The 25,846-nt window shown below is 60.3% G+C and carries 30 protein-coding genes; 14 read left to right on the plus strand and 16 right to left on the minus strand.

Translation table 11 applies throughout. The annotated features are described in order from the left end of the window. Nucleotides 1-19: 19 nt before the first annotated feature. The 3 genes from speB (at nt 20) to AC02Y0_RS10575 (ending at nt 2,949) form a co-directional block, all read left to right on the plus strand. Complete coding sequence (speB, locus tag AC02Y0_RS10565; protein ID WP_476383778.1) at nt 20-973, plus strand: agmatinase; 954 nt, start codon at nt 20-22, stop codon at nt 971-973. A gap of 68 nt (nt 974-1,041) precedes the next feature. Beyond that, nucleotides 1,042-1,974: an N-acetyl-gamma-glutamyl-phosphate reductase gene (argC, locus tag AC02Y0_RS10570; RefSeq protein WP_476383779.1), complete on the plus strand. Its 933-nt coding sequence runs from the start codon at nt 1,042-1,044 to the stop codon at nt 1,972-1,974. A 150-nt stretch (nt 1,975-2,124) separates the two neighbouring features. Then, the gene (locus AC02Y0_RS10575; protein ID WP_476383780.1) at nt 2,125-2,949 is read left to right on the plus strand and encodes a DODA-type extradiol aromatic ring-opening family dioxygenase; all 825 of its coding nucleotides are present in this window, start codon (nt 2,125-2,127) and stop codon (nt 2,947-2,949) included. A 1-nt stretch (nt 2,950) separates the two neighbouring features. Here the strand turns inward: AC02Y0_RS10575 and AC02Y0_RS10580 are convergent, their stop codons facing one another. Next, nucleotides 2,951-4,054, minus strand: a complete 1,104-nt coding sequence (locus AC02Y0_RS10580; protein WP_476383781.1) for a COX15/CtaA family protein — start codon at nt 4,052-4,054, stop codon at nt 2,951-2,953. 116 nt (nt 4,055-4,170) lie between these two features. Between AC02Y0_RS10580 and AC02Y0_RS10585 the strand changes: the two genes are divergently transcribed. Next, the gene (locus AC02Y0_RS10585; protein ID WP_476383782.1) at nt 4,171-4,398 is read left to right on the plus strand and encodes a DUF2842 domain-containing protein; all 228 of its coding nucleotides are present in this window, start codon (nt 4,171-4,173) and stop codon (nt 4,396-4,398) included. 114 nt (nt 4,399-4,512) lie between these two features. Continuing rightward, on the plus strand, nt 4,513-5,775 hold the full coding sequence (locus AC02Y0_RS10590; protein ID WP_476383783.1) for a GNAT family N-acetyltransferase: 1,263 nt from the start codon (nt 4,513-4,515) through the stop codon (nt 5,773-5,775). Nucleotides 5,776-5,817: 42 nt separating this feature from the next. Here AC02Y0_RS10590 and AC02Y0_RS10595 read toward each other — a convergent pair whose 3' ends face one another. After that, the gene (locus AC02Y0_RS10595; protein WP_476383784.1) at nt 5,818-8,010 is read right to left on the minus strand and encodes a GumC family protein; all 2,193 of its coding nucleotides are present in this window, start codon (nt 8,008-8,010) and stop codon (nt 5,818-5,820) included. Between the two features lie 210 nt (nt 8,011-8,220). Between AC02Y0_RS10595 and AC02Y0_RS10600 the strand changes: the two genes are divergently transcribed. From AC02Y0_RS10600 to AC02Y0_RS10625, 6 genes are all read left to right on the plus strand, one after another. Beyond that, nucleotides 8,221-8,772: a polysaccharide biosynthesis/export family protein gene (locus AC02Y0_RS10600; RefSeq protein ID WP_476384008.1), complete on the plus strand. Its 552-nt coding sequence runs from the start codon at nt 8,221-8,223 to the stop codon at nt 8,770-8,772. Between the two features lie 3 nt (nt 8,773-8,775). After that, nucleotides 8,776-9,918 (plus strand): glycosyltransferase family 4 protein, encoded by a 1,143-nt coding sequence (locus AC02Y0_RS10605; protein WP_476383785.1) that lies wholly within the window; start codon nt 8,776-8,778, stop codon nt 9,916-9,918. 109 nt (nt 9,919-10,027) lie between these two features. Then, the gene (locus AC02Y0_RS10610; protein WP_476383786.1) at nt 10,028-11,581 is read left to right on the plus strand and encodes an undecaprenyl-phosphate glucose phosphotransferase; all 1,554 of its coding nucleotides are present in this window, start codon (nt 10,028-10,030) and stop codon (nt 11,579-11,581) included. Beyond that, nucleotides 11,578-12,816, plus strand: coding sequence for an O-antigen ligase family protein (locus tag AC02Y0_RS10615; RefSeq protein ID WP_476383787.1), 1,239 nt, complete (start codon nt 11,578-11,580; stop codon nt 12,814-12,816). Before AC02Y0_RS10610 ends, AC02Y0_RS10615 begins: the two co-directional genes overlap by 4 nt. 91 nt (nt 12,817-12,907) lie before the next feature. Beyond that, complete coding sequence (locus AC02Y0_RS10620; protein WP_476383788.1) at nt 12,908-13,165, plus strand: hypothetical protein; 258 nt, start codon at nt 12,908-12,910, stop codon at nt 13,163-13,165. A 77-nt stretch (nt 13,166-13,242) separates the two neighbouring features. Continuing rightward, complete coding sequence (locus tag AC02Y0_RS10625) at nt 13,243-13,392, plus strand: hypothetical protein (RefSeq protein WP_172450219.1); 150 nt, start codon at nt 13,243-13,245, stop codon at nt 13,390-13,392. Here the strand turns inward: AC02Y0_RS10625 and AC02Y0_RS10630 are convergent. The 5 genes from AC02Y0_RS10630 to AC02Y0_RS10650 all read right to left on the minus strand — a co-directional run bounded on the left by AC02Y0_RS10630 (nt 13,352) and on the right by AC02Y0_RS10650 (nt 16,457). Continuing rightward, nucleotides 13,352-14,431 (minus strand): extracellular catalytic domain type 1 short-chain-length polyhydroxyalkanoate depolymerase, encoded by a 1,080-nt coding sequence (locus AC02Y0_RS10630; RefSeq protein WP_476383789.1) that lies wholly within the window; start codon nt 14,429-14,431, stop codon nt 13,352-13,354. The genes AC02Y0_RS10625 and AC02Y0_RS10630 overlap by 41 nt on opposite strands. 289 nt (nt 14,432-14,720) lie before the next feature. Continuing rightward, a complete protein-coding gene (locus tag AC02Y0_RS10635; RefSeq protein ID WP_476383790.1) occupies nt 14,721-15,842 on the minus strand; it encodes a tyrosine-type recombinase/integrase in 1,122 nt (373 codons plus the stop codon). Then, the gene (locus AC02Y0_RS10640; RefSeq protein ID WP_476383791.1) at nt 15,731-16,054 is read right to left on the minus strand and encodes a helix-turn-helix domain-containing protein; all 324 of its coding nucleotides are present in this window, start codon (nt 16,052-16,054) and stop codon (nt 15,731-15,733) included. Before AC02Y0_RS10640 ends, AC02Y0_RS10635 begins: the two co-directional genes overlap by 112 nt. Then, entirely contained in the window at nt 16,054-16,266 is a 213-nt protein-coding gene (locus tag AC02Y0_RS10645; protein ID WP_476383792.1) for a hypothetical protein, read from the minus strand. The genes AC02Y0_RS10640 and AC02Y0_RS10645 overlap by 1 nt, the downstream gene beginning before the upstream one ends. 23 nt (nt 16,267-16,289) lie before the next feature. After that, nucleotides 16,290-16,457 carry an Arc family DNA-binding protein gene (locus AC02Y0_RS10650; RefSeq protein ID WP_476383793.1) on the minus strand — a complete coding sequence of 56 codons (168 nt, stop codon included), beginning with the start codon at nt 16,455-16,457 and terminating at the stop codon, nt 16,290-16,292. An 89-nt stretch (nt 16,458-16,546) separates the two neighbouring features. Between AC02Y0_RS10650 and AC02Y0_RS10655 the strand changes: the two genes are divergently transcribed. The 3 genes from AC02Y0_RS10655 to AC02Y0_RS10665 are packed head-to-tail and all read left to right on the plus strand — an operon-like array spanning nt 16,547 to nt 18,393. Then, on the plus strand, nt 16,547-16,831 hold the full coding sequence (locus AC02Y0_RS10655) for an Arc family DNA-binding protein (protein ID WP_476383794.1): 285 nt from the start codon (nt 16,547-16,549) through the stop codon (nt 16,829-16,831). A 50-nt stretch (nt 16,832-16,881) separates the two neighbouring features. Next, the gene (locus tag AC02Y0_RS10660) at nt 16,882-17,658 is read left to right on the plus strand and encodes a hypothetical protein (RefSeq protein ID WP_476383796.1); all 777 of its coding nucleotides are present in this window, start codon (nt 16,882-16,884) and stop codon (nt 17,656-17,658) included. 36 nt (nt 17,659-17,694) lie between these two features. Then, nucleotides 17,695-18,393 (plus strand): hypothetical protein, encoded by a 699-nt coding sequence (locus tag AC02Y0_RS10665; RefSeq protein ID WP_476383797.1) that lies wholly within the window; start codon nt 17,695-17,697, stop codon nt 18,391-18,393. Here the strand turns inward: AC02Y0_RS10665 and AC02Y0_RS10670 are convergent, their stop codons facing one another. From AC02Y0_RS10670 to AC02Y0_RS10710, 9 genes are all read right to left on the minus strand, one after another. Beyond that, nucleotides 18,394-21,123, minus strand: a complete 2,730-nt coding sequence (locus tag AC02Y0_RS10670; RefSeq protein ID WP_476383798.1) for a M15 family metallopeptidase — start codon at nt 21,121-21,123, stop codon at nt 18,394-18,396. 9 nt (nt 21,124-21,132) lie between these two features. Beyond that, nucleotides 21,133-22,788, minus strand: a complete 1,656-nt coding sequence (locus AC02Y0_RS10675) for a terminase large subunit (RefSeq protein WP_476383799.1) — start codon at nt 22,786-22,788, stop codon at nt 21,133-21,135. A gap of 1 nt (nt 22,789) precedes the next feature. Next, on the minus strand, nt 22,790-23,107 hold the full coding sequence (locus tag AC02Y0_RS10680) for a phage head closure protein (RefSeq protein ID WP_476383800.1): 318 nt from the start codon (nt 23,105-23,107) through the stop codon (nt 22,790-22,792). Next, nucleotides 23,107-23,514, minus strand: a complete 408-nt coding sequence (locus AC02Y0_RS10685) for a DUF3168 domain-containing protein (RefSeq protein WP_476383801.1) — start codon at nt 23,512-23,514, stop codon at nt 23,107-23,109. Before AC02Y0_RS10685 ends, AC02Y0_RS10680 begins: the two co-directional genes overlap by 1 nt. Then, nucleotides 23,514-23,918: an HK97-gp10 family putative phage morphogenesis protein gene (locus AC02Y0_RS10690; RefSeq protein ID WP_476383802.1), complete on the minus strand. Its 405-nt coding sequence runs from the start codon at nt 23,916-23,918 to the stop codon at nt 23,514-23,516. Before AC02Y0_RS10690 ends, AC02Y0_RS10685 begins: the two co-directional genes overlap by 1 nt. Further along, nucleotides 23,918-24,220, minus strand: coding sequence for a head-tail connector protein (locus tag AC02Y0_RS10695; RefSeq protein ID WP_476383804.1), 303 nt, complete (start codon nt 24,218-24,220; stop codon nt 23,918-23,920). Before AC02Y0_RS10695 ends, AC02Y0_RS10690 begins: the two co-directional genes overlap by 1 nt. Continuing rightward, nucleotides 24,217-24,651, minus strand: a complete 435-nt coding sequence (locus tag AC02Y0_RS10700; protein WP_476383805.1) for a hypothetical protein — start codon at nt 24,649-24,651, stop codon at nt 24,217-24,219. Before AC02Y0_RS10700 ends, AC02Y0_RS10695 begins: the two co-directional genes overlap by 4 nt. 337 nt (nt 24,652-24,988) lie before the next feature. Next, the gene (locus AC02Y0_RS10705; protein WP_476383807.1) at nt 24,989-25,285 is read right to left on the minus strand and encodes a helix-turn-helix domain-containing protein; all 297 of its coding nucleotides are present in this window, start codon (nt 25,283-25,285) and stop codon (nt 24,989-24,991) included. Then, nucleotides 25,282-25,845 carry a hypothetical protein gene (locus AC02Y0_RS10710; protein ID WP_476383808.1) on the minus strand — a complete coding sequence of 188 codons (564 nt, stop codon included), beginning with the start codon at nt 25,843-25,845 and terminating at the stop codon, nt 25,282-25,284. The genes AC02Y0_RS10705 and AC02Y0_RS10710 overlap by 4 nt, the downstream gene beginning before the upstream one ends. Nucleotide 25,846: the final 1 nt, after the last annotated feature.

Below are 25,846 nucleotides of genomic sequence, written 5' to 3' on the forward strand. Positions count from 1 at the left end.
TCAGAGGGAGAAGAACATCATGGCCAGCAAATCGATCGACAACGCGTTTACCGCAAAGAGCTTGCGCGGTGCGGCGACCGATCCGACCTATGCGGGCGTGCTGTCCTTCATGCGCCGGAAGTATTCGAAGGACCTCGCCGACGTCGATGCGGTTGTGCTTGGCATTCCCTTTGATGCCGCCGTCTCCAACCGGCCTGGCGCGCGTTTCGGGCCGCAGGCGATCCGGCGCGCCTCGGCAATCTTCGACAACGACCCGCAATATCCCTTCGCCCGTGATCTCTTCGAGCAGATGGCTGTCGTCGACTATGGCGACGTGCTGCTCGACTACGGCAATCACCAACACACCCCTGGCCTGATCGAGCAGGAGGCAGCCAAGATCATTGCCTCCGGCGCCTATCTACTCGGCCTCGGCGGCGACCATTTCGTCACCTGGCCCCTGCTGAAAGCTCATGCGGCCAAGCACGGACCGCTGGCGCTCGTGCATTTCGACGCGCATCAGGACACCTGGGACGATGACGGCCAGCGGATCGACCATGGCTCCTTCGTCTGCCGCGCCGTGCGCGAGGGCGTCATCGATCCGAAGAAGTCGATCCAGATCGGCATCCGCACCGAAGCGCCTGAGGATTTCGGCATCCGGATCATCCCAGGCTACGATGTCGAGGACATGGGCGCGCAGGCGATTGCCGATGCGATCCTCTCTCATGTCGGCTCGGCTCCGACCTATCTCACCTTCGACATCGACTGCCTCGACCCGGCCTATGCGCCCGGCACGGGCACACCGGTCGCGGGCGGCCCCTCCTCGGCCAAGATCCTTTCGGTCCTGCGTAAGCTCGGGGCCCTTGACATCCGCGGCTCTGATGTCGTCGAGGTGGCGCCGGCCTATGACCATGCCGACATCACCGCAATTGCCGGTGCAACGGTTGCAATGTATATGCTGGGCCTGCGCGCGGAGAAGCTTGCGACACGCGCCTGACACATTGATTCAACACACTCACAATCAGATTCCGCAATCTCATCCAAACCTCTGACGGGACTAGACAAATGGCAGCGAAGATCTTCATCGACGGCGAACACGGCACAACGGGTCTGCAGATCCGCACGCGCCTGGCCGACCGCCGTGATCTGGAGCTTTTGTCTATCCCGGAAGCCGAGCGGCGGAACGAGAAGATGCGCGAGGACATGCTCAACAGCGCAGACATCGCCATCCTCTGCCTGCCAGACGATGCGTCGAAGCAGGCCTATGAGATGACGGCCGCGAACAACAATGTCCGCCTGCTGGACGCCTCCACGGCATTCCGGGTGCATCCGGACTGGGCCTATGGCTTTGCCGAAATGGACAAGGCGCAGAAAGCCAAGATCCAGGCGGCGCGCTATGTCTCCAACCCAGGCTGCTATCCGACGGGTGCGATCGGCCTCATCCGGCCGCTTCGGGCTGCCGGCATCCTGCCGGACGGCTATCCGGTCTCGGTCAATGCCGTTTCGGGCTACACAGGCGGCGGCAAGCAGATGATTGCGCAGATGGAGGATGTTGATCATCCCGAGCATCTGGCCGCGAACAACTTCCTTTACGGGCTGACGATGAAGCACAAGCACGTGCCGGAAATGCAGACCCATGGGTTGCTTGACCGCGCACCGCTTTTCGCCCCCTCCGTCGGCCGCTTCGCGCAGGGCATGATCGTGCAGGTGCCGCTCTTCCTCGAAGACCTCGCCGCCGGAACAACGGTGGACAGCATCCATGCGGCACTCGTTGCCCATTATGCGGGCCAGGACATCGTCAGCGTCGTTCCGCTGGCCGATAGCGCCAAGCTGCCGCGCGTCGATGCCGAAGAACTGGTCGGCCAGGACACGATGAAGCTCTTCGTTTTCGGCACGCCCGGTGGCGCGCATGTCAATCTCGTCGCGCTGCTCGACAATCTCGGCAAGGGCGCTTCGGGAGCTGCGGTGCAGAACATGGACCTGATGCTGTCGGCCTGAGGTCGAGGAACAGAATGGCTTGCGAGGATCGACCGCGTCGACCTCGTAATCCCTCCGGCGTTCACAAATAGCGAACGAAATGTCGATCAACCGCCTTATTCTAGGTAACGATCGAGGGTGGTAGTGTCCTTGCGAAAGTGAGGAACCTCAATGAGCCAGCGTCTTCCGGTTTATTTCATCCCCCATGGCGGCGGCCCGTGGCCGTTCATGGAGTTCCCGCGCGATGCCGAAGGCAAGGCGCATTGGGATGACCTGCGCGCTTTCCTGCAGGGGCTTGATGCTGAGATCGGACATCGGCCGAAAGCCGTGCTCGTCGTGTCGGGCCACTGGGAAAAGGAACCGGTTCCGACTGTGAGCACGGCTGCAAAGCCCGGCATGCTCTTTGACTACTACAATTTCCCGCCGCACACCTACGAGCTCTCCTACCCTGCCCCAGGCTCGCCGGACCTTGCCGCCCGCGCAAGGGCCTTGCTCGCCAAGGCCGGGATCGACAGCGCCGAGGATGACAAGCGCGGCTTCGACCACGGCGTGTTCATTCCCTTCATGCTGGTCTACCCGGATGCGGATGTCCCGATCACTATGATTTCGCTGCAGAACTCGCTTGATGTCGAAAGCCATGTGGCGATCGGCAAGGCGCTGGCGCCGCTGCGCGACGAGGACGTGCTGATCATCGCCTCGGGCATGAGCTATCACAACATGCGTATGTTCCGGCAGGCCGAGCCCAACCATGTGGAACAGGCGATCCGGTTCGACGACTGGCTGACGGAAGCTGTGGCTTCTCCAGACAGCGAGCAACGTGAGACGGTGCTCTCGACCTGGGACCAGAACCCGGACGCGCTGGCCTGCCATGTGCCTGACCACGATCACCTTGTGCCGCTGTTCGTGGCGTCGGGTGCTGCGGGTTCCGATCCCGGGCAGCAGGTCTTCCGCGGCGAGTTCCTCGGAAAGCCCTATTCCGCCTATCGCTTCGGATAGCTCAGTCGCGGACCTCGACCAGAACCGGCTTCGAACGCTCGCCGTAGAAGCCGCGCAGATGGGCGACCGCGAAAGCCAGCACCACGAGTGCCATGCCCTGATGCGTGACGCCGGCATGGAGGGGGACTTGCGTGACGAGCGTGACGATGCCGATCACCGCCTGGATGCTGATCAGCGCAAAAAGTACCCCGCTGCGGCGGGCATGGGTCGTCTGAGGAGCTGCCCGCAGACATTGGACCATGTGCACGAGTGCTGCCGCCCAGAGGATATAGGCGCCGATGCGGTGGATATACTGCACGGTCTTCGGGTTCTCGAAGATATTGATCCAGGCGGGTGCCTGGACGAAGAGCCCCTGCGGCACCCAGGCGCCGTCCATCAGCGGCCAGGTATTGTAGCTGTAGCCGGCATCCAGGCCCGCGACGAGCGCACCGAGATAGATCTGCAAGAAGGTCATGATCAGCAGCACACCGGCAAAGAGGCGGCTCTTTTCCGTCGGCGCATCATCATCCGTGTGCGGATAAAGACTGCGGAAAATCCAGACACAGCTCGCAAAGATGAAGCAGGCCATCATCAGATGCACGGCAAGGCGATACTGGCTGACATCAACGCGCTCGCTGAGGCCGGAAGACACCATCCACCAGCCGATGAACCCCTGCAGGCCGCCGAGGCCAAGCAGACCGACCAGCGGCGCGCGCAGGCTGGGCTCGATCTTGCCACGCAGCCAGAAGTAAGCCAGCGGCAGCGCAAAGATCAGGCCGATCATTCGGGCGAGCAGGCGATGCGCCCATTCCCACCAGAAGATGAACTTGAACTCGTCGAGGCTCATACCCTTGTTGATCTGCTGATATTCCGGAATCTGGCGATAGAGTTCGAGCTCTTCTTCCCATTCGGCCACAGTGAGCGGCGGGATGACGCCATGGATCGGCTTCCACTCGGTGATCGAAAGGCCCGAGTCGGTCAGCCGCGTCGCGCCGCCCACCAGCACCAGACAGAAGAGTGCAAAGATCACCACACCGAGCCATATGCGCACCGCCTTGCGGTCGGCATCCACGCGGGCAATATCCTTGCGCACCTGCAACTCGGTTCCGGTCAACACAGCTGTCATTCGTCAATCCTCTTTTCGCCCGTTGATTTGCATCAGTCAGCCGTGCAAAACAAGCCCGCCGGTTTGCGGCAAGCGGTCGCGTCGCGGAACTGCGCGACGTTCGATAGGACAATGGCATGACGAAGCGCCCGAAGTTCAGATCCTTCATCGGTACGATCCTGATCATCCTGATCGTGTCGATCTATGCCCTTCTCGCGACCACGATCGCCACGGCAACGCTCGCCACCGCTCCGTGGTGGGGGCATCTGCTCTACTTCCTGCTGACCGGCCTGCTCTGGGTGATCCCCGCCATGCTGGTGATCAAATGGATGGCGGGTCCGTTCAACAAGCCGGACAAGGATTAACTCCGCCTTTACCCTCGCATGCGGCCATTGGCCGGATTCTCACGGCGATAACCGTTTGTTCGCAGTGTCGACCTAAGCTCCCGCTCGTCTCTCAAACCGGACGGGATAGGGTACATGCGGGCCCATATGCGCCATGATGCAATGGCTTTTGCCGAAGATCTGCCTGAGGACCGCGTCGCTGTCGGCCGGGACCGGGCGACGCTCGATATTGCGGCGGGTCGGCTTACCCTCACAGTACACCACCGGATGGCACCGCTTGAGCGCCAATGGCGGATGCTTGAGTCCGATCCGTGGAACTCCCTGCATCAGGGATATGACTGGTGTCGCGCCTGGACTGAGACGCATGGAAACCCGCTCGCCATCGTCGAAGGCCGCCTGAACGGCGACATCGCTTTCCTGCTGCCGCTCGAGATCCAGCGCCACTATCTGGTGCGCAGCGCCCAGTTCATCGGTTCGCCTTTCACCAACTTCAACAGCGGCCTTTTCAGTGCCGCTTTCCGCCGTGCTGCGGTCGACATTCCGGCGCCCGACCTCGAGGCGCTGCTTGTCGAGGTCCTGCGCGACGATGCCGACCTTCTCAGCCTCACCAATGTGCCGCTCGTCTGGCGCGGTGAGCGACATCCGTTTGCCGGCCTTCCCGGCATCCGCAACCAGAACGCCTCGTTCCAGTTGCCGCTGGCCGCGACCATGGACGAAACGATTGCGCCGCTCAACGCAAAGAGCCGGCGCAAGAAGTATCGGTCCCAGACCCGCAAGCTGGAAGCGGCCGGCGGCTTCGACCATATCCGGCCGAAGAAGCTCAGCGACCAGCAGGCCCTGCTCGAATGTTTCTTCCAGCAGAAGGCCGCCCGATTTGCCGTAGGCGGCCTGCCGAATGTCTTCCAGCCAGCGGAAACGCAGGCCTTCTTTCACATGCTGCTCGAAAGCGACCATGGCTCGAGCGACGTTCCGCTCGAACTGCATGCGATCCGGCTAAAGGGGGAACACGAAGGCCAAATCGCAGCGATCACCGGGCTTTCCCGCAAGGGGAACCATGTCATCTGCCAGTTCGGATCGATCGACGACAGCCTGATGCCCGATGCGAGCCCGGGGGAATTGCTGTTCTGGCTGGTGGTCGAGCGCAGCGCCCTGACCGGCGGCGCACTGTTCGACTTCGGGATCGGCGATCAGGACTACAAGCGGCGCTGGTGCACGATCGAGACGGTCCACCACGACCTTCTGCTGCCGCTTCGGCCCGCCGGCCATATCGCGGCGATGACCCATCGCAGCCTGACCAGGACAAAGACCCTGATCAAGGGCAATCCGCATCTCTATGCGCTGATCCAGAGGCTGCGTGCTCAAGGCACGATCGCCCAGGCGCCAAAAACCGGCGACTGACCGAGTGTCTGCAGGCCCTATGCGGGCCTGCCTACTTCCCATTCAGGCGGCGTTGCGCGTCCTGCGTTCCGGCGGGTTCTTCACCGAGAGCAGGATCAGGTCCCTGTAGCCGACATCCTCGAAGGCAATCATGATCTCGGCCAGTTCCTGCGCCTCAGGCTGCGGAGCGGAGAGAATGATTTCGTGACGATCGTTGCGGCTTAGCCGTGCGACACCCTCGGCATTGGCAGGGCCACATTCCACCAGCACCAAATCATAGACGTCCGAGAGCGCATCGACGATCATCGAAAGGCGATCTGCCCCCCGCATCGCCTGACGGATGTCGGCATTGCCCTGCGGTACGATATCGGCGGCCGATGCGCGGTCCGGATGGATGCAGTCCGCGAAAGCGGCCTCGCCGGTCAGGAGATCGGTGATGCCGGAGAGATCGCGCCACGATGCCATCAGGCGCGTCGGGCAGGCCGAACCGGTCATGTCAACGAGCACCGTCCGACGACCGCGGTCGGCAAGCTCACGCGCCAGTGCCACGGTGCCCTCGGAGCCATCGTCACCAGATGGCGAGATGGCAAAGGCGATGCGTGTCTGCTGCTCGAGAAGAAAATCGGCGACGGAAGCGACAGAGAATTCGTCCGGCTCTTCCGCCGGCTGAGCTGGCGGCACATCCATGGCGACGGCCTGCTCCATCTCGTCGACGAGATCCTCATCGGCGGAGACATTCAGAAGGCTTGCGGGCGTATCATCGACGGGTCGCGCGCGGGGCGCCTCGACGGGTGTGACCTGTTCTTCGGTCTCATCCTCGTCGCGACGGGCAAGCATCGGCGCAACCGCCCCGGTCGGACGCAGGGCGCGACCACTGAAGAGCTCGGCCAGCATGACGGCTACGGCTGCAAGGATCAGTGTCGACAGCGTTGCGACGATGGTGATTGGCAGGACCTTGGGGAAGCTCGGTTCCTGCGGCTCGATGGCGGTGGAAATCACCCGGGCATCGGCGGGGCTCGAGCCCTTTTCCAGACGCGAGGATGCTTCGCGATAGCGTGCAAGATAGGTTTCGAGCAGCTGGCGCTGCGCGGTTGCTTCGCGCTCCAGCGACTTCAGGCCCACCTCGTCCTCGCCTGCCCGGGCGGTGTCCGCCTTGAGGGTGTTCATCTGGGCGAGCAGCTGGGTTTCGCGCTCGCGGGCAACGGCTGCCTGGTTGTCGAGGCTTTCGGCGACCCGCAGCGATTCGGACTGCACCTGGTCGCGAATACCGGCGAGCTGGGCGCGCAGCGCCTTCATCTGCGGATGACCCTCCAGCAGACGCGTCGACAGATCAGAAATCTGACCGCGGATCAGCGATTCCGTCGCTTTCAGGCGCTGGATCGATTCGGAGCGTGCGATGGCGTCGAGGGTTTCGGTCGGCTTGCCGGCCTTGATGCTCGCGCGGAGGTTTTCGGCCGTCGCTTCGGCACTTGCGCGTTCACCGCGCACCCGGGCAAGCTCCGTCGAGATGTCGGAGAGCTGTTTGCCGGTGAAAGAGCTCTGGTCGGAGCCAAGCGACATCAGGCCCGCTGCCGAGCGATACTCAGCCACCTTCTGCTCTGCCTCGCGCACCTTTTCGCGCAGATTGGCGATTTCTGTCTCCAGCCAGCGCACGGCATCGGAATTGCTGTCGAGCTTGGCGCCGCTCTGCAGGGAGCGGTAGACGTCCATCATCGCGTTCGGCACGGCGGCTGCGAGCTTCGGATCCTTCGAGGTGAACTCGATCCCGATCACACGCGACTTGTCGACCTGGTAGACGTTGAGCTTTTCCTTGAAGGCTTTGATCACCCGCTCCTCGGGCGGCAGTTCGAGCGGATTGCTGGTCAGGCCGAAGAGGACGAGAAAATCGGTCATCGCAGAGGGGCTGGAATCCGGATCGAATTCAGTCCTCTCATGCAGCTTCAGGTCACGGGCCACCTGCTTGATGAGATCGACCGACTGGAGAAGCTGGACCTGGCTTGCGATGTTCAGCTCATCGGGCATCGGCTCGACGGCGGAAGACGCGGTCCCCGAGGCGGAGAAGTTCGGCTCGCGCGGCTCGATCAGCAGCTTGGCGTCACTCTTGTAGCTCGGCGAAATCGCATTGGCGCCGACAAAGGCCAGCACACCGACCAGCGCAGTCGCCGCAAGGATCCTCCCCTTCCGCTGCCAGACGGCGCGAAAAAGCTGGGCGAGGTCGATATCGACATCATGTTGATCGCGGTCCACACTCGGCATCACAGACTCCCCGTACATCTCGCCCGCGAAAGTAAAGGATCATGGTAACTCAAGGGTTAATCATCATCCCCCCAGTTTTGCGCCATGGTTTAGGGTCTTTGGCCGTCGGGTGTTTACCCGGCATTAACCCTAACCATTCGATAACAGGCCAACGAAGATGTGAATTCAGTGGGAGCGCACAGGCGCATGGCGATGGTCGGCAAACAGGCGATGGTACTGGTCGCGAGCGCGTTCCTGTCGGTCGCCCTGACGAGCTGCGCGAGCTACAAACCCGCGCCGAAGGTCTTTCACGAAGCGACCATTCAGCCCTATCGCCTGGACAGCGGTGACCGGTTGAGGATCACTGTCTTCGAACAGGCGAGCCTCACCAATACCTATACCGTCGATCAGGCCGGCTATATCGCATTCCCGCTGGTTGGGCAGGTCGCCGCCCGTGGCGCCACCCTCACCCAGCTTGAAGGTGCAATCGCTCTGAAGCTGAAGCAGGGCTTCCTCCGGGATCCTGACGTCTCGATCGAGGTGGATCGCTATCGCTCGATCTTCGTCATGGGCCAGGTCGGCCAGCCAGGCCAGTATGCCTATGTGCCTGGCATGACGATCCTCAACGCGATCGCCGTTTCCGGCGGCTTCAACAGCCGGGCGAACCAGCGCGATGTCGACGTGACGCGCAAGATCAACGGCCAGATCATCACCGGCCGCGTGCCGATCACCGATCCGATCCTTGCCGGCGACACCGTCTACGTTCGCGAGCGGCTGTTCTGATCGATGGCCGAAGCCCAATCCCTGCGGATCGTGCATTGTTTTCGATCGCCCATCGGCGGGATCTTTCGTCATGTGCGCGATCTGGCCGAACTGCACAGTGCAGCCGGCCATCAGGTCGGCATCCTCTGCGACAGCTCGACGGGCGGCGCGCATGAGGACCGGCTTTTCGACCAGATCATGCCCTTTCTCTCGCTCGGCGTCACACGCTTCCCGATCGGCCGCTCGGTCGGCCTCGGGGACATGGCGGCGCTCATCGAAGCGTACAAACTTATCAAGGAATTGCAGCCGGACATCCTGCATGGTCATGGCGCCAAGGGCGGCGTGATCGCACGATTGATCGGCTCACTGCTGCGGGTTCGAAGGTATCGCGTCGCCCGCCTCTATTCGCCCCATGGCGGCAGCCTGCACTTTTCGAGCGGGTCACTGTCTGGCCAGGGGGTGTTCATGGCCGAGCGCATTCTTGAGCGCATGACCGAGTCGATCTCTTTCGTCTGCGACTACGAGCGCGCCACCTACGAGACCAAGATCGGCAAACCGCGCTCAGCGGCCACACGGATCTACAACGGCATCAGCGAACGCGACTTCGGCCGGATCCCTGTCGAGGCAGATGGAGTCGACTTCGCCTATATCGGCATGCTGCGCGACCTGAAGGGTCCCGATGTCTTCATCAACGCCTTTGCCGAAGCTGAACGCCTGGTCGGTCGCCCGTTAAGCGGTGTGATCGTCGGTGATGGCCCGGATCTCGAGCGTTATCGCCAGATGGTCGAGCAGAAGGGTCTCGGCCGCAGGCTGACCTTCCGCCCGGCCATGCCGATCGCCCAGGCCTTTACCCTCTCCGACATCGTCGTGGTTCCGTCGCGTGCGGAAGCCATGCCCTATATCGTGCTCGAGGCACTGGCTGCCGAAAAGACGATCATCGCATCGCGTGTCGGCGGGATCCCCGAGATCCTCGGCAGCGACAGCGAAGCCCTAATCGAGCCCGGGCGCGCCGATCTCTTCGGCGCTACCATGGCCAAGGCGCTCACCGACGCCAGTTGGTCAAAGCGGACCATGCCGACCGCCGACGCCTTTCGATCCCGTTTTTCGGCTGTCGTCATGGCCCAGGAAATGGAAGCGCTCTACAGGGCACAACTCGCGCGGATTTGAAGGGCCGATGTGCCGGAGTGGGACATCTCCACCCTGTTTTTGAGGGGTCCTAAAGCGTTTCTTAGGACCTTGGCCCTAGTCTCTGCGCACACACGTGCGAGATCCAGATATGAACAAGGTCGACAAACCCGAGGCATTCGATCTTGACGCCCTGCGTCGCGGTCAAACGACGGGCGGTGCTCACGACAATGTAGGCGGAGAACGCAAGGCCGAGATCAGTGCGCTTGCCCGCCAGATCGCCGGCCAATACGCCATGGCGAACTATTCGCCGTCGATCGTGATCGGCCAGCTGCGGTTTCTGGAATTCTTCAGCCTGCTCGGGATTGCACTCGCGACCAATTATTTCCTCGCCGAGGATCCCGGCGCACATTTCCTCGACACCAGCATCAGCGGCTTTGCAGGCGCCCTCCTCGCGCTGCTCCTCATGCAGGCGAGCGACTGCTATCACGTCTCGATCCTGCGCTCGCCCATGGGCTCGATGGCGCGCGTGCTTGGAAGCTGGATGGCATCGCTCGGCGTCGTTGCGCTGGTCAATCTGCTCTTCGTCGACCATGACCCCTATTATCGCGGCGTGCTTGCCGCCTGGTTCGGGGTCGGTGCTGTCTATCTGCTCGTCGAACGCAATCTGATCGGCCTTGCGATCCGCCGCTGGGGACGCAATGGCGTGATGGAGCGGCGCGCCGTGATCGTCGGTGGCGGCAAGCCCGCCAAGGACCTGATCCGTGCGCTGGAGCAGCAGCCGGAGAACGACATCCGTATCTGCGGTATCTTTGACGACCGCAGCGCTGCGCGCTCGCCAGACGTGGTTGCCGGATATCCGAAGCTCGGGACCGTGGCCGAGCTCGTCGAATTTGCCCGCCTTGCGCATATCGACATGCTGATCATCTCATTGCCGCTGAGCGCCGAGGCGCGCATCATGCAACTCCTCAAGATGCTCTGGGTGCTGCCGGTCGATATCCGCCTTGCAGCCCACTCGAACAATCTGCGTTTCCGCCCGCGTGCCTATTCGCATGTCGGTGCGGTGCCGCTGCTCGATATTCTCGACAAGCCGATCCGGGATTGGGATTCGGTCGCAAAGCGCGCCTTCGACATCTTCTTCAGCCTGCTGTCGCTGAGCCTGCTCTGGCCTGTGTTCATCGCGACGGCAATTGCCGTCAAGACAACCTCAAAGGGCCCGATCTTCTTCGTCCAGAAGCGCCACGGCTTCAACAACGAGGTGATCAACGTCCTGAAATTCCGGTCGATGTATACCGAGATGAGCGATCCGACGGCCAAGAACGCCGTGACCAAAGGCGACCCGCGCGTGACACGGGTCGGTCGCTTCATCCGCAAGACGTCGATTGACGAGTTGCCGCAACTCTTCAACGTGCTGCGCGGCGATCTTTCGCTGGTGGGACCCCGCCCGCATGCCATCCTCGGCCAGACGCGTGACAAGACGTTCGGCGAAATCGTCGAAGGCTATTTCGCCCGCCACCGGGTGAAGCCCGGCGTGACCGGCTGGGCGCAGATCAATGGCTGGCGCGGCGAGATCGACACCGACGACAAGATCAAGTTCCGCACGGCCTATGACCTCTACTACATCGAGAACTGGTCGCTCTGGTTCGACCTGAAGATCCTGTTCCTGACGCCGATCAAGCTCCTGAACACGGAAAACGCTTATTGAGTGCCGTCGACGCCCAGATCCGGCCGTTCAACCCCCAGGCCGCTGCCGTCCAGCTGATGGTCTCCTGGATCATGGCGCTCGGCGTCTTCCTGTCGGGCTTCGTGATTTCCGAGCCTGCCCCTTATGAACTGCTGATGGTCGGCCAGGTCGCCTTGTGGTTCCTGTTCGGTCTCAAGATCTCCCGCCCGGTTGCTCCCCTGCTCGCCCTCCTGCTGATCTTCAATGTCGGCGGCCTGCTGGCGATCACGATGCTGCCGAACATTCTGACCGAGCAGGTTCTCTATGTTGCGGTGTCGATCTTTCTCGCGCTGACGGCAGTGTTTTATGCCGCTGTCATCGAAGACCGGCCCCAGCGGCTGAAACTCATCTTCCAGGCCTGGGTGGCGGCTGCGATCATCACCGGCATGCTCGGCATCCTCGGCTATTTCCATGCCTTTCCGGGCTCCGAGGTTTTCACGCGCTACGACCGCGCCATGGGCGCTTTTCAGGACCCGAACGTCTTCGGCCCGTTTCTTGTCGCACCCATGCTCTACCTGCTGCACGGCATGCTGAAAGGCCGGTTGCTGGAATCACCGCTTCGGATCCTCGGCATCCTGATCCTGTCCTTTGCCGTCTTCCTCTCCTTCTCGCGTGCCGCCTGGGGGCTCTTCCTCTTCTGCGCGATGGCGCTGGTCTTCGTGATGCTTCTGAAGGAGCGCACCAATGCGTTTCGCCTGAAGATCCTGGTCCTGTCGCTGACGGCCGTCATTGCCATGGTCATGGCCTTGCTGGTGGCGCTGCAATTCGAGAAGGTGCGCGGTCTCTTCGAGACCCGAACCCAGCTCGTGCAAGAATATGACGGCGGCCATCTCGGCCGGTTTGCGCGCCACCGCCTGGGCTTCGAGATGGCGATGGAAAAGCCACTCGGGATAGGCCCGATGATGTTCGGCAAGATCTTTCCCGAGGACGAGCACAACATCTATCTGAAGTCGCTGATGGCCTATGGCTGGATCGGATTCCTGTCCTACATCACGCTGGTCGGCTGGACCGTAGCTATGGGCTTTCGGTACATGCTGCGGGACAGGCCGTGGCAACCCTATCTGATGATCGCCTGGATCGTGCTGCTTGGTCACATGCTGATCGGGGCTGTGATCGACACCGATCACTGGCGGCATTTTTACCTCGTGCTCGGGATTGTCTGGGGCTGTGGCGCCGCAGAATGGCGGCATCAGCGCGCCCTCCGACGACGTGCCTGATCGATACGGGACGACTGTGGATTGAATTAATCTCTCAGCGCCCCATACTTCATAGATGATAACTCCCGCCCAGATACGCGCCGCTCGCGCCATGCTCGACGTCACCATCGACAGGATCGGTCAAGAAAGCGGCGTGCCGCCACTCCTCATCCTGCAGATCGAGGCTGAGAACGGCCATGACGCGACCCCGCAGCAGCATGCAGCGTTGAAAGCCGCCCTGGAGCGCCTGGGTGTCAGTTTTCTGGAAGCGGGCGAAGCCGGCCCGGGCGGCGAAGGTTTGCGCTTGTCGGCACAGGTCAGCGACGACGGCATGCGGCCGGAAGAACTGACGGCCGCCAACGACGATTGAGTTTTTCCGTTATGGCGATGGAACAATAAGGGGCTTTGCGGCTTTTCCTGTCCGAAACAATCGAACAGGAGATTTTCATGAGCCGAAACAATGGCCTCTACCTCATCATTGGCGCTCTCGTCGTTGCCGTCATCGGCCTCGGCATCTATGTCTACCAAGAAGAGCAGCAGCCCGATGGTGTTGAACTCAAGATCGGCCAGAACGGCGTTTCGATCGAGGAGAACTGATCGATTGCCCCCTGGCAGCCACGACACGCTGCCGGATAAAGGTTTCATAGAATTGCTGGGGGGCGCCGATGGCGCCCTCAAGCATATATGGCTGGCGCTTCTGGCTCGCATGGCGGGCGATCACCGGCAAGCCATGGTCGAGCCCTTCGAGAAGGCGGTACTCGACCAGCGTCTTTCCGTCGGCATCCCGCCAGAGCAGGCTCGTCCCCTGCGGGCCTGTCTTGCGCTCTCCAGCGTCCTCATCCAATCCATGCAGGTCAAGCCATTGGCACAGCGCCGCCTCCGCATTGAGCGGGGATACCACGCGATCTGCCCTGCCCTGCCAGATCGAAACGGCGGGTAGCGCACTCTCCCCCTCGCCGCTCGCCGCCCGTGCCAGGTCACCCCATTCCTGCCTGCTACGCCGGCTGCCGGACTTCATGACCGACAGCGCCGACAGCGCATCGCGCGCCGCGCCATAGGGCAGCGCCCCGACCACCTGACCGGCTGCGAAGAGATACGGATAGGTGACCAGCATGGCATTGGCCATGGCACCGCCGGCTGAGAGGCCTTGGATGAAAATGCGGTCGCGGGCGATGCCGTGCCGCTCGACGCTGTGCTCGATCATCTGGCGGATCGACATCAACTCGCCGCGATCCCGCGCGACCATGCTTGGCCGGAACCAGTTGAAACACAGGTTGTGATTGTTGGACTTGGTCTGCTCGGGATAAAGCAGCACGAACCCCTTGTCCCTGGCGATCCGGCTCCAGCCACTGCCCCGATGATATTGCTCGGCCGTTTGCAGGCAGCCATGCAGCACGACCACTAGCGTTGCCGGCTCCCGCCGGACCGCGGGCGCGTATTCCAACATCCGCAAGCGTCCTGGATTGCTGCCAAAGGCGTGGACCTCGACCAGCGTCGAGCGCGAGGTGCGCGGCTTCGGCGCCTTGGGCACCTCCGGCAGCCGTATCTTCGGCAAAGCCTTTTCAAGGCTGCGGCGAAGACGCTTCTGACCGCGCAGCATGGCGGAGAGCGGAAACATGGAGAACTTGAAACGCATGGGATCATGGCTTTCGTCGAACCTTCCTCCAATATAATGCTGCAATGCAGCAAACGAAGGACGTCCCGTCAAGAAAACCGGCAATTTCTAATGTTGCGCGCTAAGTGGTTCACAATGCGAGCATAAAAAAAGACCGGGCATCTTGAAGATACCCGGTCCTTAGACCTGTTCGACGGGACCAACTGCTTGATCCATCGAGCAAAATGGTCGGAATGGCGGGATTCGAACCCACGACCCCTTGACCCCCAGACGGTGCGCCGTGCGCCAAATTTGCAATTGATTTCATTGTTCAAGCCGATGCCTTCTGTGATGTCGTGGGGATAGTTGTGGGATTTGAGAGTGCAGCCAGAGCTTCCGCCACTTCGTGATCGTGGACGTGGGCATACTTCACCGTCGTCTTGATGTCCGAGTGGTTCAGCGCCTTCTGTACGATCTTGAGGTTTCCGGTTTGGCGGAGGAGCTTCGTCCCCACGTCGTGACGGATGTCATGGAAGCGGAAGTTCTCTACCCCTGACCGCTTCCTCAGCCGCCGCCATTGGGTCTTAGCCCCCTCTTCCGTGATCGGGTAGCGCTGCCCCTTCACCTGCCCCGGCAGCGGGCGCTTGCATACGTAGGTGAAAACATATTCCGGGTGATTGCCCTCACTCTGCTTCAAGATCGCCGCCACGGCTGGCGTGATCGGGGTATGGACTTCCTTTCCCTGCTTCCCCGGCGTGGTGATCCTCTTCGCGAAGACGTTGACCGCTGACCACTTGATGAGCGTTTCCTTGCGGCGAAGTCCGGTCACGCGGGCGAACTCGAACCACAGGGCGTAATCGTCCCGGACTGACTTGTCCAAGGCGACGGCCTCATGGGTATCGAGTTCCCGCACCCGCTCCTTCGGTTCCTTGAGCATATGCTTCTTCCACTGCGGTGGCCGTGGGAAGTGATGTCCCAGCGTCGCCGCATGGTTAAAGATGGCCTTGAGGAGGATCGTGCAGGATCGGTTCACGGTGGCGTTTGAGAGCGTCGGGACCGCTTCCCCGTCCTTCGTCTCCTTCCGGCCATTGCGGGTATCATTTCGCCTTCTGGTCACGAGCGCCGTCACGTCAGCATCAGTCAGTTGGTCCAACCGTTTGGTGCTGCCAAGGTAGCTGATCAGCCTTTGAATATCTGTCCACGTCGTATCGCTGTTGACGTGATACTGACCCTTGTCTGTCCAAAAGTGACCGGCGGCGATGTCGAGGGTAATCGGTGCGTTTCCGGTCACCCGGGCCTGTTTTACGTCCTCCTCGATCTGGGCCTTCCACTGCCGCTCGACTAGCTCAGCTTCTTTTTTGGTTTTGGCTTTTGTAGACTTGTGAACGCGATGACCGTGGAGCTGGAATTCGGCGTAGTAATATGGGGAGCTTGCGGGCTTGTAGACGGGCATGGGGCTTTCTCCCGACGCTTATTATTGGTGATGAACTGCTCAAGAATGTAGTCGGTGAAACGGTACTGTTTCCGCTTCTCAGTCCCGACGTTGACATATCGGATGCGGCCATCCTTCACGTGCCGCATCAGCGTTTTCACAGATATCCCAAGCTTCGCCGCTGCTTCTTCTGCGGTGAACATTGGCTCCTTCGGGAGGGGGCGGTTCATCATCACAGGAACTCCGCCAACTCCTCATCGGGGGCATCCGTGAGGTCTAGAACGAAGTTCGGGTCCCGCTGGTGCTCACTTTGAAACTCTCGAGCTGCAAGCAGCGCATCTAGTTTTCTGGCGAACGGGCCAATGTGTTGGTCAGGCGTTGTGCCAGCCGCGACGTAGTAAGAGGCAATGTGGCGGAAAACAGCAGCGTACTTTCTATCGGTCATGTGAGTGCTCCTCTGTGTTGGGGTTAAGCAGCTTGCTGTCCGCGTTTGCGGGGTTGTGCTTCCGCTTGAATAGCCTTGAGGATTTGGACGATCTCGCTATTCATGGACCGGCCGTTTTCCTCTGCACGTGCGTCTAACCAATCTTTCAATTCGACGGGCAGGCGTAAGCTGAGGGCAGAAAGGTCTTTCATTGGCTGAACCTCGTGGTTTAATTTTGAACCAGTTTGGTTTACCTTTGTGAGGCGCGCGGGTCAACACCAATTTGGTTTAAAAATGCACCATGACTGAAGACACTCAAATGAAGATTAGGCTCCCGGCGGCGCTGAAGGAGCAAATTGAGGAAGCTGCTAAAAGAGGAAAGCGTTCGCTCAATGGCGAAATCATCGCTCGTTTAGAGTTCTCGTTTGCCGCCAAGGCCGTCGTGCAGTCAACGGGATGGGATGTGGACCTCGGTCATGACACCCCCGAATTCCGTCTGGCCTACCAGCGGAGCCAACCACTGGAAAAGCGTGTTGCCGACCTTGAGGATCAGGTTGTATCGCTGTTAAGCTTATTCAAGAAATAGTAGAAAAACGAAACGCGTTCGCATTTGAAATCAATTTCACCGGGGGACGGATGCCGCTCGATAAACCGTACTATCTGACATACCGCCCGATGATCGACGGACCTAATGCCGACTACAGCCGATGGGCGTATATCCGCGATCCGTACTACGCGAACTCACCGGGGCATTATGTGCGAGCGTATCTCCTCATTCAGAAAGACCTTGAACGTCTTTTTGAATACGTGGAACCTAGTCCAGAAGCTGAGCTAACGTTCTCGTTCCGCATCCACGAGCTATTGATGAGAACCTGCATCGAGGTGGAAGCTAATTTTAAGGCGATACTGGACGCGAACATCTATACCCCAACGATAAACAGATTTCAGCAGCCCGTTTATAACATGAGCGTCTACAAGAAGGTGAATGTCAGCCACCATCTGTCAAGCTACGAGGTAATACTTCCGGTGTGGAATGGTCCGCGCAAGATTTGGAAGCCTTTTGAAGGCTGGGACACGGGCAAAGGGATAGAATGGTATCAAGCCTACAACGCCAGCAAGCATGACCGATTACAAGAGTTTAAGCAGGCTAATCTAAGCGCTCTCATTTCGGCGGTAGCGGGGCTGCTAGTGCTAATATCATCGCAATATCAGGACCAAGATTTTTCAGCTAGCGATGATTTGATCAGTCTAGGTGGTTTGGACTACCACGACATGGCTGCTGCAACTGGATCACTTTTCCGAATCGCCTATCCCAATGACTGGCCCGACGCTCAGAAATACCATTTCGACTGGTCCAAGCTAAAGCGAGACCCGGACCGATTTGAGCGCTTCAATTATGATGCTCTTCCGTAAATGGTCGCTTCAAATACCAATGAACCTGAGGGCTCAATGACCAGCCACAGCGGTGAACCGTTTGACTATGATAAGGCCGTCGCAGAGCTACCTATTCTCCGTGATTTCATCGACTTCTTAAACAAGCAAGTCGGAGTTTATACGGACAGCCTCTCTGGTTTTCAGGGTACGAAGATCAAGGTTGAACGGCAGGTCGCGAGGATTATGCGTCCCGTCCGAAAGTTCAAGGATGGCGAGTGGGTGATGAGCCATACCAGCCTTGAGGACCCCTCTTCGCCGGATGTGATCCATGTTCGGATCATACGGGCCGACGATCTCATAGAGGTGAACTCACCTCAGGGCTTCAACGAAACGCAAATTTGCTGGTCCATCATCGTCTTTATCTTCACCTATTGGGAGGAGACGGTACGATCACAGATAGCCCGGGTACGCGGCATACACCATGACAAAGTACGCGTGAACGTCTTCGGCGATCTTAGGCTGATCCGCAACGCCATCATCCATCATAAGGGCGTACTTTCTAGAGCCGACTTCGAGAAGCTTGTGGTGATGAAGGGCCTCTTTAGACCGGAAACACGCATTCAACCGTCACACGACGAAATGCATAAGATCTTCACCGCCATGAAGCAGGGCATCGCTGAGATCATATTGCACTATGTGGGGCACCTACCTGGGGCGCCCAAAGACATCGGCAAGATCAGTGGTCTTGGTATCATGCTGGGTGGCGGGACTTAGTCAGACAAACCCTCGTTTTCCCATCATTGCCCCCGGGCGCTGCTGTTTCTGGACGAACTCGGTCATCTTGTTATCCAACATCGTATCCATTTCGGCTGCCAGACGGTCAGACATGGCTGCATCTGTCTCCCGGTTTCCGCTTGCCTGGACGGTGATCGGGATGGTTGGTGAGAAGACATTGCTGACCTGATTTGTGGTCGCTCGGATGTTGCCCTTGCCCATAGCGGCGGCATCGAGGCTGAGAGCCTTCCCGCTGTTGATCGCCTCCAGAGCTGCACGGTTCTTGCTCGTGGCATCCGCATTTACGACAAACTCACCATCGCTGAGCATGGCCGGGATGCTATCTGATCTGGAGGTGCCGGGGCCACGGACATTACCGCCACGGGCGAAGCGCTGGACGCCTTTGGGGGTGATGAAGCCACCATCCTTGGCACCCACAATAGCGCTGAACAGTGTACCCAGCAAACCACCCCCGCCACCTCCGCTGCCACCCATCAAACCGGCAAGAGGTCCCTGCCCCAGCAAGGCTGCTTGAAGGACCGCCTGCGCAAGGCTGGCGATGAGCTGCTGGAGTGCCTGCTCTGCCGTCATGGTCCCACTGATGAGGCCGGTCAGAGCATCGGCAGCGGTGGAGGCGAAGAAGCCGCTCACCTGTTGGGCTTGATCCTGCGTCATGGCGTATTGCTGTGTTGCAGCCTCAGCGGTGGCCATGCCTTGCGCTAGACGGGTGATCTCTTGCCGCTGCTGAGCAGTCAGCGTGATCCCCTGACGCGTTGCCTCTTGGAGCATCTGCTGTTCATAGCGGTAGGTCATGGCAGCCTGTCCCGTCATGGTCAGGGCCTGCTGTTCGGACTGCTGCTCTGTCGTGAACTGCTGAGCCTCGGTCACGATCTGCCGGTATGCATCGGCCTGCTCGGTCAGTGCGGTGGTCTGGCGCTGGATATCCTCAGCGCGTCCAGCGGAGCGAGCATCTTCGTCTTCCACGTGCCACGGTTCATGGCTCATCGGGAAGGAAAGGCCATAGTTCCTCGCGTTCTCGTGCACCCACTTCCGTGCAGTGTCGGACTGGTAACCCAGATCAGCAGCGTTGCCCTTGTTGTGCTGGCTATTGCCGGGAGGGGCCACCCACTTGCGTGCCGCTTCCGGGGACCCGTACTTCTGCAACGCCTCCAGCCAAAGCTCTTGCTGCCGTTCTGGCGAGCGGTAACCGCTGTTGATAGTGACGCTACCCTTCAAATCATCTGGCATGCTGGCGAGCATCGTGGCCAGCTTCTGCTGGAACGTGGATGCCATGCCGGTGATATGCGTCGAGGCCTTGCCCGATGCCAGCACGTTGGACAGGTACATTTCGGGATCATCGGTGGCGGATTTGACCCCCACGGCCTTGAGCGCTGCCCCGCGAAGCTCATTCGCCTGATACACCTCACCCATGGTGCGGGCCTTCCCCAGCGCCGCGTTATAGGCCGTGTTGATGCGGGCTTGCGCGTCGAGCTGTGACAGGCTGCTGGCGAGGTCGGGGATTTCATCTTTCAGCGCACGGACGGCACCGGCAAAGGTATTCAGGCCGCTTGCACCCTTGGCGGCAGCGGTGCCGGTCTTGTCGAGCGCACCATAGAGGTTTTCCATTGACGGGGTGGCCTGCTTGGCATCCTCACCCGCCTTGTAAACGAAGTTTTCGTCGTAGCCGTTGCGTCGGTCGAGGATATCCCGAAGCTTCACCGCTTCATTGGTCAGGCGTTCAATCTCCCGCTCGGACTGACGGATGTTCATGACGTCAGCCGGGGTGCCCATGCTGATCTGCTGGAGGTCGGCAAGGCGCTGCTTCTCTGCCGCAAGGTCACCATAGACGCCGACAAGGCTATCCTGCACGTTGCGGGTGGATTGCTCCTCCAGCTTATTCCAGCGGTCTAGGAAATCATCCATCGCACCGACGAGGCCCACCACTGCCTGCTTCGTCCAGGTGGAGATCGTCGTCCCGATTTGATTGAACTTGCGGTCCAGCTCATCGGCACGGGCAATGACTTCCTCATCCATGACAGCGCCGAACTCATGGGCTTCGTCGATGAGCTGACGGACGCCCGCTGCCCCACGGTCCAACAGCTCCACGAAGCGCTCACCGCCTGTCCCGCCAAACAGCTCATCCGCGATCCTGATCTGTGCGGCGCGGTCCAGATGCTCCAGCTTGCCGATGATCTCCACGAGCAATGCGGATGGGTCCTGTAGCTTCCGCTTCAAGTCCTCTGCCGTGTAACCCAGCCGCTGGAACGCTTCGGCAGCACTACCCTGCCCCGTGACGATGAACTCATCCGCCCGAAGGTTCAGCTCCTTCATCCCGTCCACGAGCGCGTCTACGGGGATGCGGTTCTGCTGGGCGACGTAACCAAGTTCTTGAAAGGCCTTGGTGCTCAGACCGGCCCGCTTCGCTTCGTTGCCGACGCTGGCGATGTTCTTGGTGATGTCACCGATACGGGAGGCGATGCCCTCCAGCGCACCAATGCTCAGGCCGGTGATGAGACCAGCAACGCCACCCTTCAAGGCAGCCATGGCCATGTTCACGCCCTTGCCCGCACCGGACATGGATGCTTCCAACGCATCGGCGGATCGCTTGGCCTGATTTTCGATGGCCTTGAAGTTCTGGCCTGCGGTGCGGTTTGCCCGTTGGAAGTTTCGTTCAAAGTCCCGGATGCGAGCTTCAAGGGAGACCACGAGCTGTTCGGTATCGGTCGGCATAGCGGCTCCTTAGAAGATCAACAGGCCTTCGGCCCGTTCGTCAGTGTCATAGATTGAACGGGTATCCTCACCCAGCGAGGCACGGCCCACGGCCATTGCAGCGGCAACGGCACCGTCTATGCGGTCCCGGCTCTTGCCCTTGTGGAAGGCCTTGTTTCCAGCCTTATCCGTCTCCACCGCTACGTTGTCGAAGTTCCAACGAAGAACGGGGTGACCGCCATGCCGGAAGCGTCCCGCGATGATGGCACGCTCAAGCTCCTTGATCGCCGGGGCCATGGTGATCCATCCCTGTCGCATCTCGATTGCCGGATAGCCATCATCGGCAAGGTTGGCCATCATGACGCGGGCAAGGTGCGGATCGAATGCAATCTCTCGGACTTCGAAGCGTTCGCAGATTTCCCGGATAGTGTCTTCCACCGCACGGAAGTCCACGACGTTGCCCGGGGTCGGCTCGATGAAGCCTTCATCCGCCCATTGCGGATAGGGCACGCCGTCCCGGTCAGCTCGCTTGTGCAGGTTATCGGCGGGGCAGAAAAACCACGGGTGGACGATGTAGCCTTCTTCCCCGTCTCGCCACGCGGCCACAATCACGGTGAGGTCCGAATTGCTGGAGAGGTCCACGCCTAGCCAGCAGGGTTGGTGCTCCAGCTCATCGAGATCGAAGGCAGCAGCGCCCTTGTCATAGATGGACATTTCCACGAACGGGTCAGAGCTGTGGCCAAGCCAGACGTTCAAATGGAGCTGCCGGAATGCCTCCCGGTCGGCTGGACGTTCGGCAGCCTCACGGGCAAGCTGGCGAAGTCCGTTCAAGTCTGGATAGCCATGGACGAGGCCCGGGTTTGCCGCCTTCCAAACTTCCTCATCCTGCCAATCAGCATCGGGAGAGGTTTCGAACAGAATGGGCAGAGTGGCGGGATCGTTGATTTTCCCGGAAGCCACTTTGCGGGCGTAGTCGATCACCTCAAACGCGATGTTTTCCTGTCCCCTGCCTGCCGTGGTGATGACGATGCAAAGGGAGTTCGGCACCTTTACGAGGCCGGTTTTGATGACGTCCCAGAGGTCTCGCTTCTTCCAAGCGTGGATTTCATCGATCAGTGCAAAGACGGGCGTTCGGCCATGTTGCGTTCCGGCATCGTTGGACAGGCTTTCGAGGAAAGACCCATTCGGGAACGTCATCCGGTTCTTGTACTCTTGGAGCTTAATCGTTCGGCCTTCCTCGAAACGACGGCTGGCCTGCCCCTTCCTCCACAGCTCATCGCTGCCCGCTTGAATGATGCTCTGCGCTTCCGTGAAGGCCAGTTTTGCCTGTTTCCGGTCAGCGGCAGCGGTCAGCACCTCCCCACCGGGAACGGCTTCCGGTCCCATCGTATGGAGTAGAGAGAGCGCAGCACCAAGCGAGGTCTTGCGATTGCCACGGGGCAGCATGATCGTCACCTGCTTGATGATCCTGTTACCGTGCTCATCGCATGGCCCATACACCTTGCGGACGATCTCTTCCTGCCATGGGTCCAGCTGGAAATTCCGCTCAGGGTGACGGGACTTCGGATGCTTCAAAGAGCGGAGGAAATCCACCGCTCGCTGCCCATAGCCGAACGGGTCCGGGATGTCCGGGAATGGGTTTGTGCAATCAATTGCACTTTTCTTCATCTTGAGGATGAGACCCATGTCAGCCTCCCGCCGCCACACAGCGGAGGTCTAGACCTTCACGGCGACCAAGCTCTTTGATCTCCTTCACGTCATAGGCTTGGCCCTGATAGGTGACGCGATCCGATGTCAGCAGATCGTCCCGGTAGCGGATGCGGAAGACGGTGGCTGTTTCAGCCGATGAGCCGAAGCTGTTCATGAACTCTTCCGTGCTGGACTGCACGAGCTGAGCACGAAGAGTGGCAACGGGTGCCCATGCTTCGGTTTCCGTCCCGTAGTCATCCACGGTTCGGCTGAGGCGTTGGATATCGATGATCCGGTCTAGCTTTCCTGCACGCATCAGGCAGCCTCCACCACGTTAGCGGACAGGCTGAGGATGCCGTGGGAATGCTCGCCTTTCGGGTCGCGGAGGAAGCGGCTTGAAGCCACGTAGAGATCAGCGACGTGGAGGCCGGTGGCGCTCCAATTCGTGTCTTGAAGCGCATCCCGGATGGCACCGGCCACCTGCTTTGCGAAGGCAAGTCCCGTCTCCCTCTGCCAGATGTGCAGGTCCAGTGCCACGTCGTGACGGGTGCGGGCAATGTCACCACCGGGAAGGGTCTGCCCCTCGCCTATGATGATGCTGGGGAAGGTCGCCGGGGTCCCGTTCCGATCCACGATATTGGCGACGGGCACGAGCACCGTCACTGCCGTGGCAGCCACGAGACGCGCGCGGATCGCCTTCTGGAGTTCAAGGGAAGCTTCCATCACCTCGCCTCCTTCACGGCCTTGCGGATGGCGCTCTTGATCCTGTTAGCCAGCTTCTTGTTCATCAGCCGGTACCCCGGCCAGAAGTAAGGTTGAGCCGCTGTGTCAGCGGTGCCGTATTCCACGAGGTGCGGATATCGAACATCGTTGTTTCCCACCGTCACGAGCACCTGATTTTCACGTGCCAGGGTGGACCCTCCCGGCTGGCTGTAAGGCGGGGTCTGCTGTCCCGGTCCCGTGACCGCGATGCTGTCTTGCAGAGCGCCCGTGTCACGCGGGGCAAGGATGCGCTGCATGTTGGCGAGGTCACCACCGGCCTTAGTGAGTGCCGGGGCAACCGCTGCCCTTACGTTGCGGGGGATGGCCTCCAATCGCCGGGAAAGGCTTTGCGTCTGCTTGCTCATCAGAAGCTCCATTCCCGGTAAGGTGCCATGAGGTCATAGAGACCCAGCGGCATCAGCTCGGCGCTGACCGCCACGATGGATGCTTCCCGGTTCTCATAGAGGTGCGCCACGAGCTGCCGCACGGCTTCCTTTAGCGGTTCGGGGGTCCCATCGGGGAAGGCCGTGGCATCGTCCAGCGGGGTGCCGATGAACTTCCCAACCCACGCCTCAGCAGCCGCAATCTTCCCCTCCAGCAGGGTGTCATCCTCGCTGATGGTGATGTTCGCATGCGCCTTAACGTCCGCGACTGACACGATGCTCATGGGCTGTTCTCCAAATTCGTTTGCAAATCGCGCACGTCTCTCCCTCCGCCGGTCCCTTTGGTACTCTTGGAAGTTTGGATGTACCCCGGGGGTTTGTTGCCCGGGCTGGGAGGGACAGTGAGGGCGTCCTCTAAGGTCCATCCTGCTTCGAGACGGCCACGAATGGTTCTGTGATGGATGCCCTTCTCAAGGCCCCATTCCCTCAGGGTGCGCTGTTCTCCGAAGGCTGTGTATTTCTTGGCTCTGGCCTTTGCCCCGCTGCCCCAACTGGACTTGGTCTCTTCTTGCTCGGGTCGCTTGAGCCACTTCTCCACCCGTGGGTCACGGGTAGGCTTGGCGCTGAGCTTGGCCAGTGCACGCTTCCTGATGGCCGCGCATTCCGCCTCGAACTCTTCACGATCGACCTGCCGTGCTCGCTCCGCTCGGGTCATCGCCGCTTCTCCTGCGATTGCAGGGGGCCATCGTGGCAGGGCTGGCATGCAGGCACCCACTTTGAGCGATCCCAGAAAATGGCCTTGTTTCCCCGATGCGGGGTGCTGTGGTGAACGATGGTAGCGGATGCCCCGCAACGGGCGCACTTGGGGTGCTTGGCTAGGAAGCCTTTGCGCGCTGCTTCCCACTTGGTGTCATAGCCACGCTGGCGAGCGGTAGGACGTTGGGCATCGAAGCGGGCCTTGCGCTCACGATCACGAGCTATGGAGTGCTCACAGCTCTGCCCGCTGGACAGCACACAGCCACAGATGCGGATCGATGGTGCGCGATAGGGCATCAATACCCCCTATCGCAGCCAACAGCTTTGATGAGCTTCCGCAAGCTCGCATCGTGTCCCACAAAGCGCATCTTCTGCTTTCGAAGCATCTCGGACGGCTCAGAGGTCAGGTTCATGGAGATGGAATAGCCGAACGTAGAAATAAGCTTTTCCACCACATCAATGCGAGGACTGCTCTTCCCGTGAAGGCAGCGCTTGATTGTCGATCGACTGACCCCTGAAACGGCTTCCAGCTCACGCTGGGTGACCCGCTTCGCCTTCATCAGGTCACGGATGATCGGTCCCCACTTGCTCATGCTGCGGCCTTTCGGGTCACCTTGCGCGTGCCGAAGCTGCCAAAGGCCACCTTGAACTTGTCATCGAGGCTGAGGGCGCTTTCCGGCTTCTCTTCACCGCCATAAATGGCCTTGAGCATGTCCAGCCTACCCTCATAGGCGAGGATGATTTCAGCCGGGGTAGCATCAAGGGCCACGTCTGGGGTCCAGCCAAGCCAGCCGGTCGCCTTCTTGTAGAGGTCTTGGAGGTAATCGCGGAAAGGCACGGATTTCGCAGCCTTCCCCTTAGGTCCCGCCTTCTGGGCATCGGCACCGTCCACCCCAGCGCAGGCCATCACGTAACGCAGCAATGCAGGCTTGATGGTCCCCAGCTCATCCAAGATGCGGTTGGGCAGGAAGTCGAGGTCTGTGTGAGGCTGGATGATTTCCACGGCAGCGGTCAAACTCCCGTCGATGATGTCACGGGTCAGCTTCTGGAATGACCCTTCCCGCCTCTCCAGTTCGATGGCAAAGCGCAGAGAAGGCCGCAACGTGACGGCCCTCCCTGCAATGGTGACGGTGATTTCCTCAGCCAGCCTCATG

It is taken from the genome of Allorhizobium sp. nf9_anc, from assembly GCF_056323085.1.

Bases quoted from the DNA above. Each gene is read 5' to 3' on its own strand.
- speB (WP_476383778.1), top strand. From the start codon at position 20: ATGGCCAGCAAATCGATCGACAACGCGTTTACCGCAAAGAGCTTGCGC.
- argC (WP_476383779.1), top strand. From the start codon at position 1,042: ATGGCAGCGAAGATCTTCATCGACGGCGAACACGGCACAACGGGTCTG.
- AC02Y0_RS10575 (WP_476383780.1), top strand. From the start codon at position 2,125: ATGAGCCAGCGTCTTCCGGTTTATTTCATCCCCCATGGCGGCGGCCCG.
- AC02Y0_RS10580 (WP_476383781.1), bottom strand. From the start codon at position 4,054: ATGACAGCTGTGTTGACCGGAACCGAGTTGCAGGTGCGCAAGGATATT.
- AC02Y0_RS10585 (WP_476383782.1), top strand. From the start codon at position 4,171: ATGACGAAGCGCCCGAAGTTCAGATCCTTCATCGGTACGATCCTGATC.
- AC02Y0_RS10590 (WP_476383783.1), top strand. From the start codon at position 4,513: ATGCGGGCCCATATGCGCCATGATGCAATGGCTTTTGCCGAAGATCTG.
- AC02Y0_RS10595 (WP_476383784.1), bottom strand. From the start codon at position 8,010: ATGCCGAGTGTGGACCGCGATCAACATGATGTCGATATCGACCTCGCC.
- AC02Y0_RS10600 (WP_476384008.1), top strand. From the start codon at position 8,221: ATGGTACTGGTCGCGAGCGCGTTCCTGTCGGTCGCCCTGACGAGCTGC.
- AC02Y0_RS10605 (WP_476383785.1), top strand. From the start codon at position 8,776: ATGGCCGAAGCCCAATCCCTGCGGATCGTGCATTGTTTTCGATCGCCC.
- AC02Y0_RS10610 (WP_476383786.1), top strand. From the start codon at position 10,028: ATGAACAAGGTCGACAAACCCGAGGCATTCGATCTTGACGCCCTGCGT.
- AC02Y0_RS10620 (WP_476383788.1), top strand. From the start codon at position 12,908: ATGCTCGACGTCACCATCGACAGGATCGGTCAAGAAAGCGGCGTGCCG.
- AC02Y0_RS10625 (WP_172450219.1), top strand. From the start codon at position 13,243: ATGAGCCGAAACAATGGCCTCTACCTCATCATTGGCGCTCTCGTCGTT.
- AC02Y0_RS10630 (WP_476383789.1), bottom strand. From the start codon at position 14,431: ATGCGTTTCAAGTTCTCCATGTTTCCGCTCTCCGCCATGCTGCGCGGT.
- AC02Y0_RS10635 (WP_476383790.1), bottom strand. From the start codon at position 15,842: ATGCCCGTCTACAAGCCCGCAAGCTCCCCATATTACTACGCCGAATTC.
- AC02Y0_RS10640 (WP_476383791.1), bottom strand. From the start codon at position 16,054: ATGATGAACCGCCCCCTCCCGAAGGAGCCAATGTTCACCGCAGAAGAA.
- AC02Y0_RS10645 (WP_476383792.1), bottom strand. From the start codon at position 16,266: ATGACCGATAGAAAGTACGCTGCTGTTTTCCGCCACATTGCCTCTTAC.
- AC02Y0_RS10650 (WP_476383793.1), bottom strand. From the start codon at position 16,457: ATGAAAGACCTTTCTGCCCTCAGCTTACGCCTGCCCGTCGAATTGAAA.
- AC02Y0_RS10655 (WP_476383794.1), top strand. From the start codon at position 16,547: ATGACTGAAGACACTCAAATGAAGATTAGGCTCCCGGCGGCGCTGAAG.
- AC02Y0_RS10660 (WP_476383796.1), top strand. From the start codon at position 16,882: ATGCCGCTCGATAAACCGTACTATCTGACATACCGCCCGATGATCGAC.
- AC02Y0_RS10665 (WP_476383797.1), top strand. From the start codon at position 17,695: ATGACCAGCCACAGCGGTGAACCGTTTGACTATGATAAGGCCGTCGCA.
- AC02Y0_RS10670 (WP_476383798.1), bottom strand. From the start codon at position 21,123: ATGCCGACCGATACCGAACAGCTCGTGGTCTCCCTTGAAGCTCGCATC.
- AC02Y0_RS10675 (WP_476383799.1), bottom strand. From the start codon at position 22,788: ATGGGTCTCATCCTCAAGATGAAGAAAAGTGCAATTGATTGCACAAAC.
- AC02Y0_RS10680 (WP_476383800.1), bottom strand. From the start codon at position 23,107: ATGCGTGCAGGAAAGCTAGACCGGATCATCGATATCCAACGCCTCAGC.
- AC02Y0_RS10685 (WP_476383801.1), bottom strand. From the start codon at position 23,514: ATGGAAGCTTCCCTTGAACTCCAGAAGGCGATCCGCGCGCGTCTCGTG.
- AC02Y0_RS10690 (WP_476383802.1), bottom strand. From the start codon at position 23,918: ATGAGCAAGCAGACGCAAAGCCTTTCCCGGCGATTGGAGGCCATCCCC.
- AC02Y0_RS10695 (WP_476383804.1), bottom strand. From the start codon at position 24,220: ATGAGCATCGTGTCAGTCGCGGACGTTAAGGCGCATGCGAACATCACC.
- AC02Y0_RS10700 (WP_476383805.1), bottom strand. From the start codon at position 24,651: ATGACCCGAGCGGAGCGAGCACGGCAGGTCGATCGTGAAGAGTTCGAG.
- AC02Y0_RS10705 (WP_476383807.1), bottom strand. From the start codon at position 25,285: ATGAGCAAGTGGGGACCGATCATCCGTGACCTGATGAAGGCGAAGCGG.
- AC02Y0_RS10710 (WP_476383808.1), bottom strand. From the start codon at position 25,845: ATGAGGCTGGCTGAGGAAATCACCGTCACCATTGCAGGGAGGGCCGTC.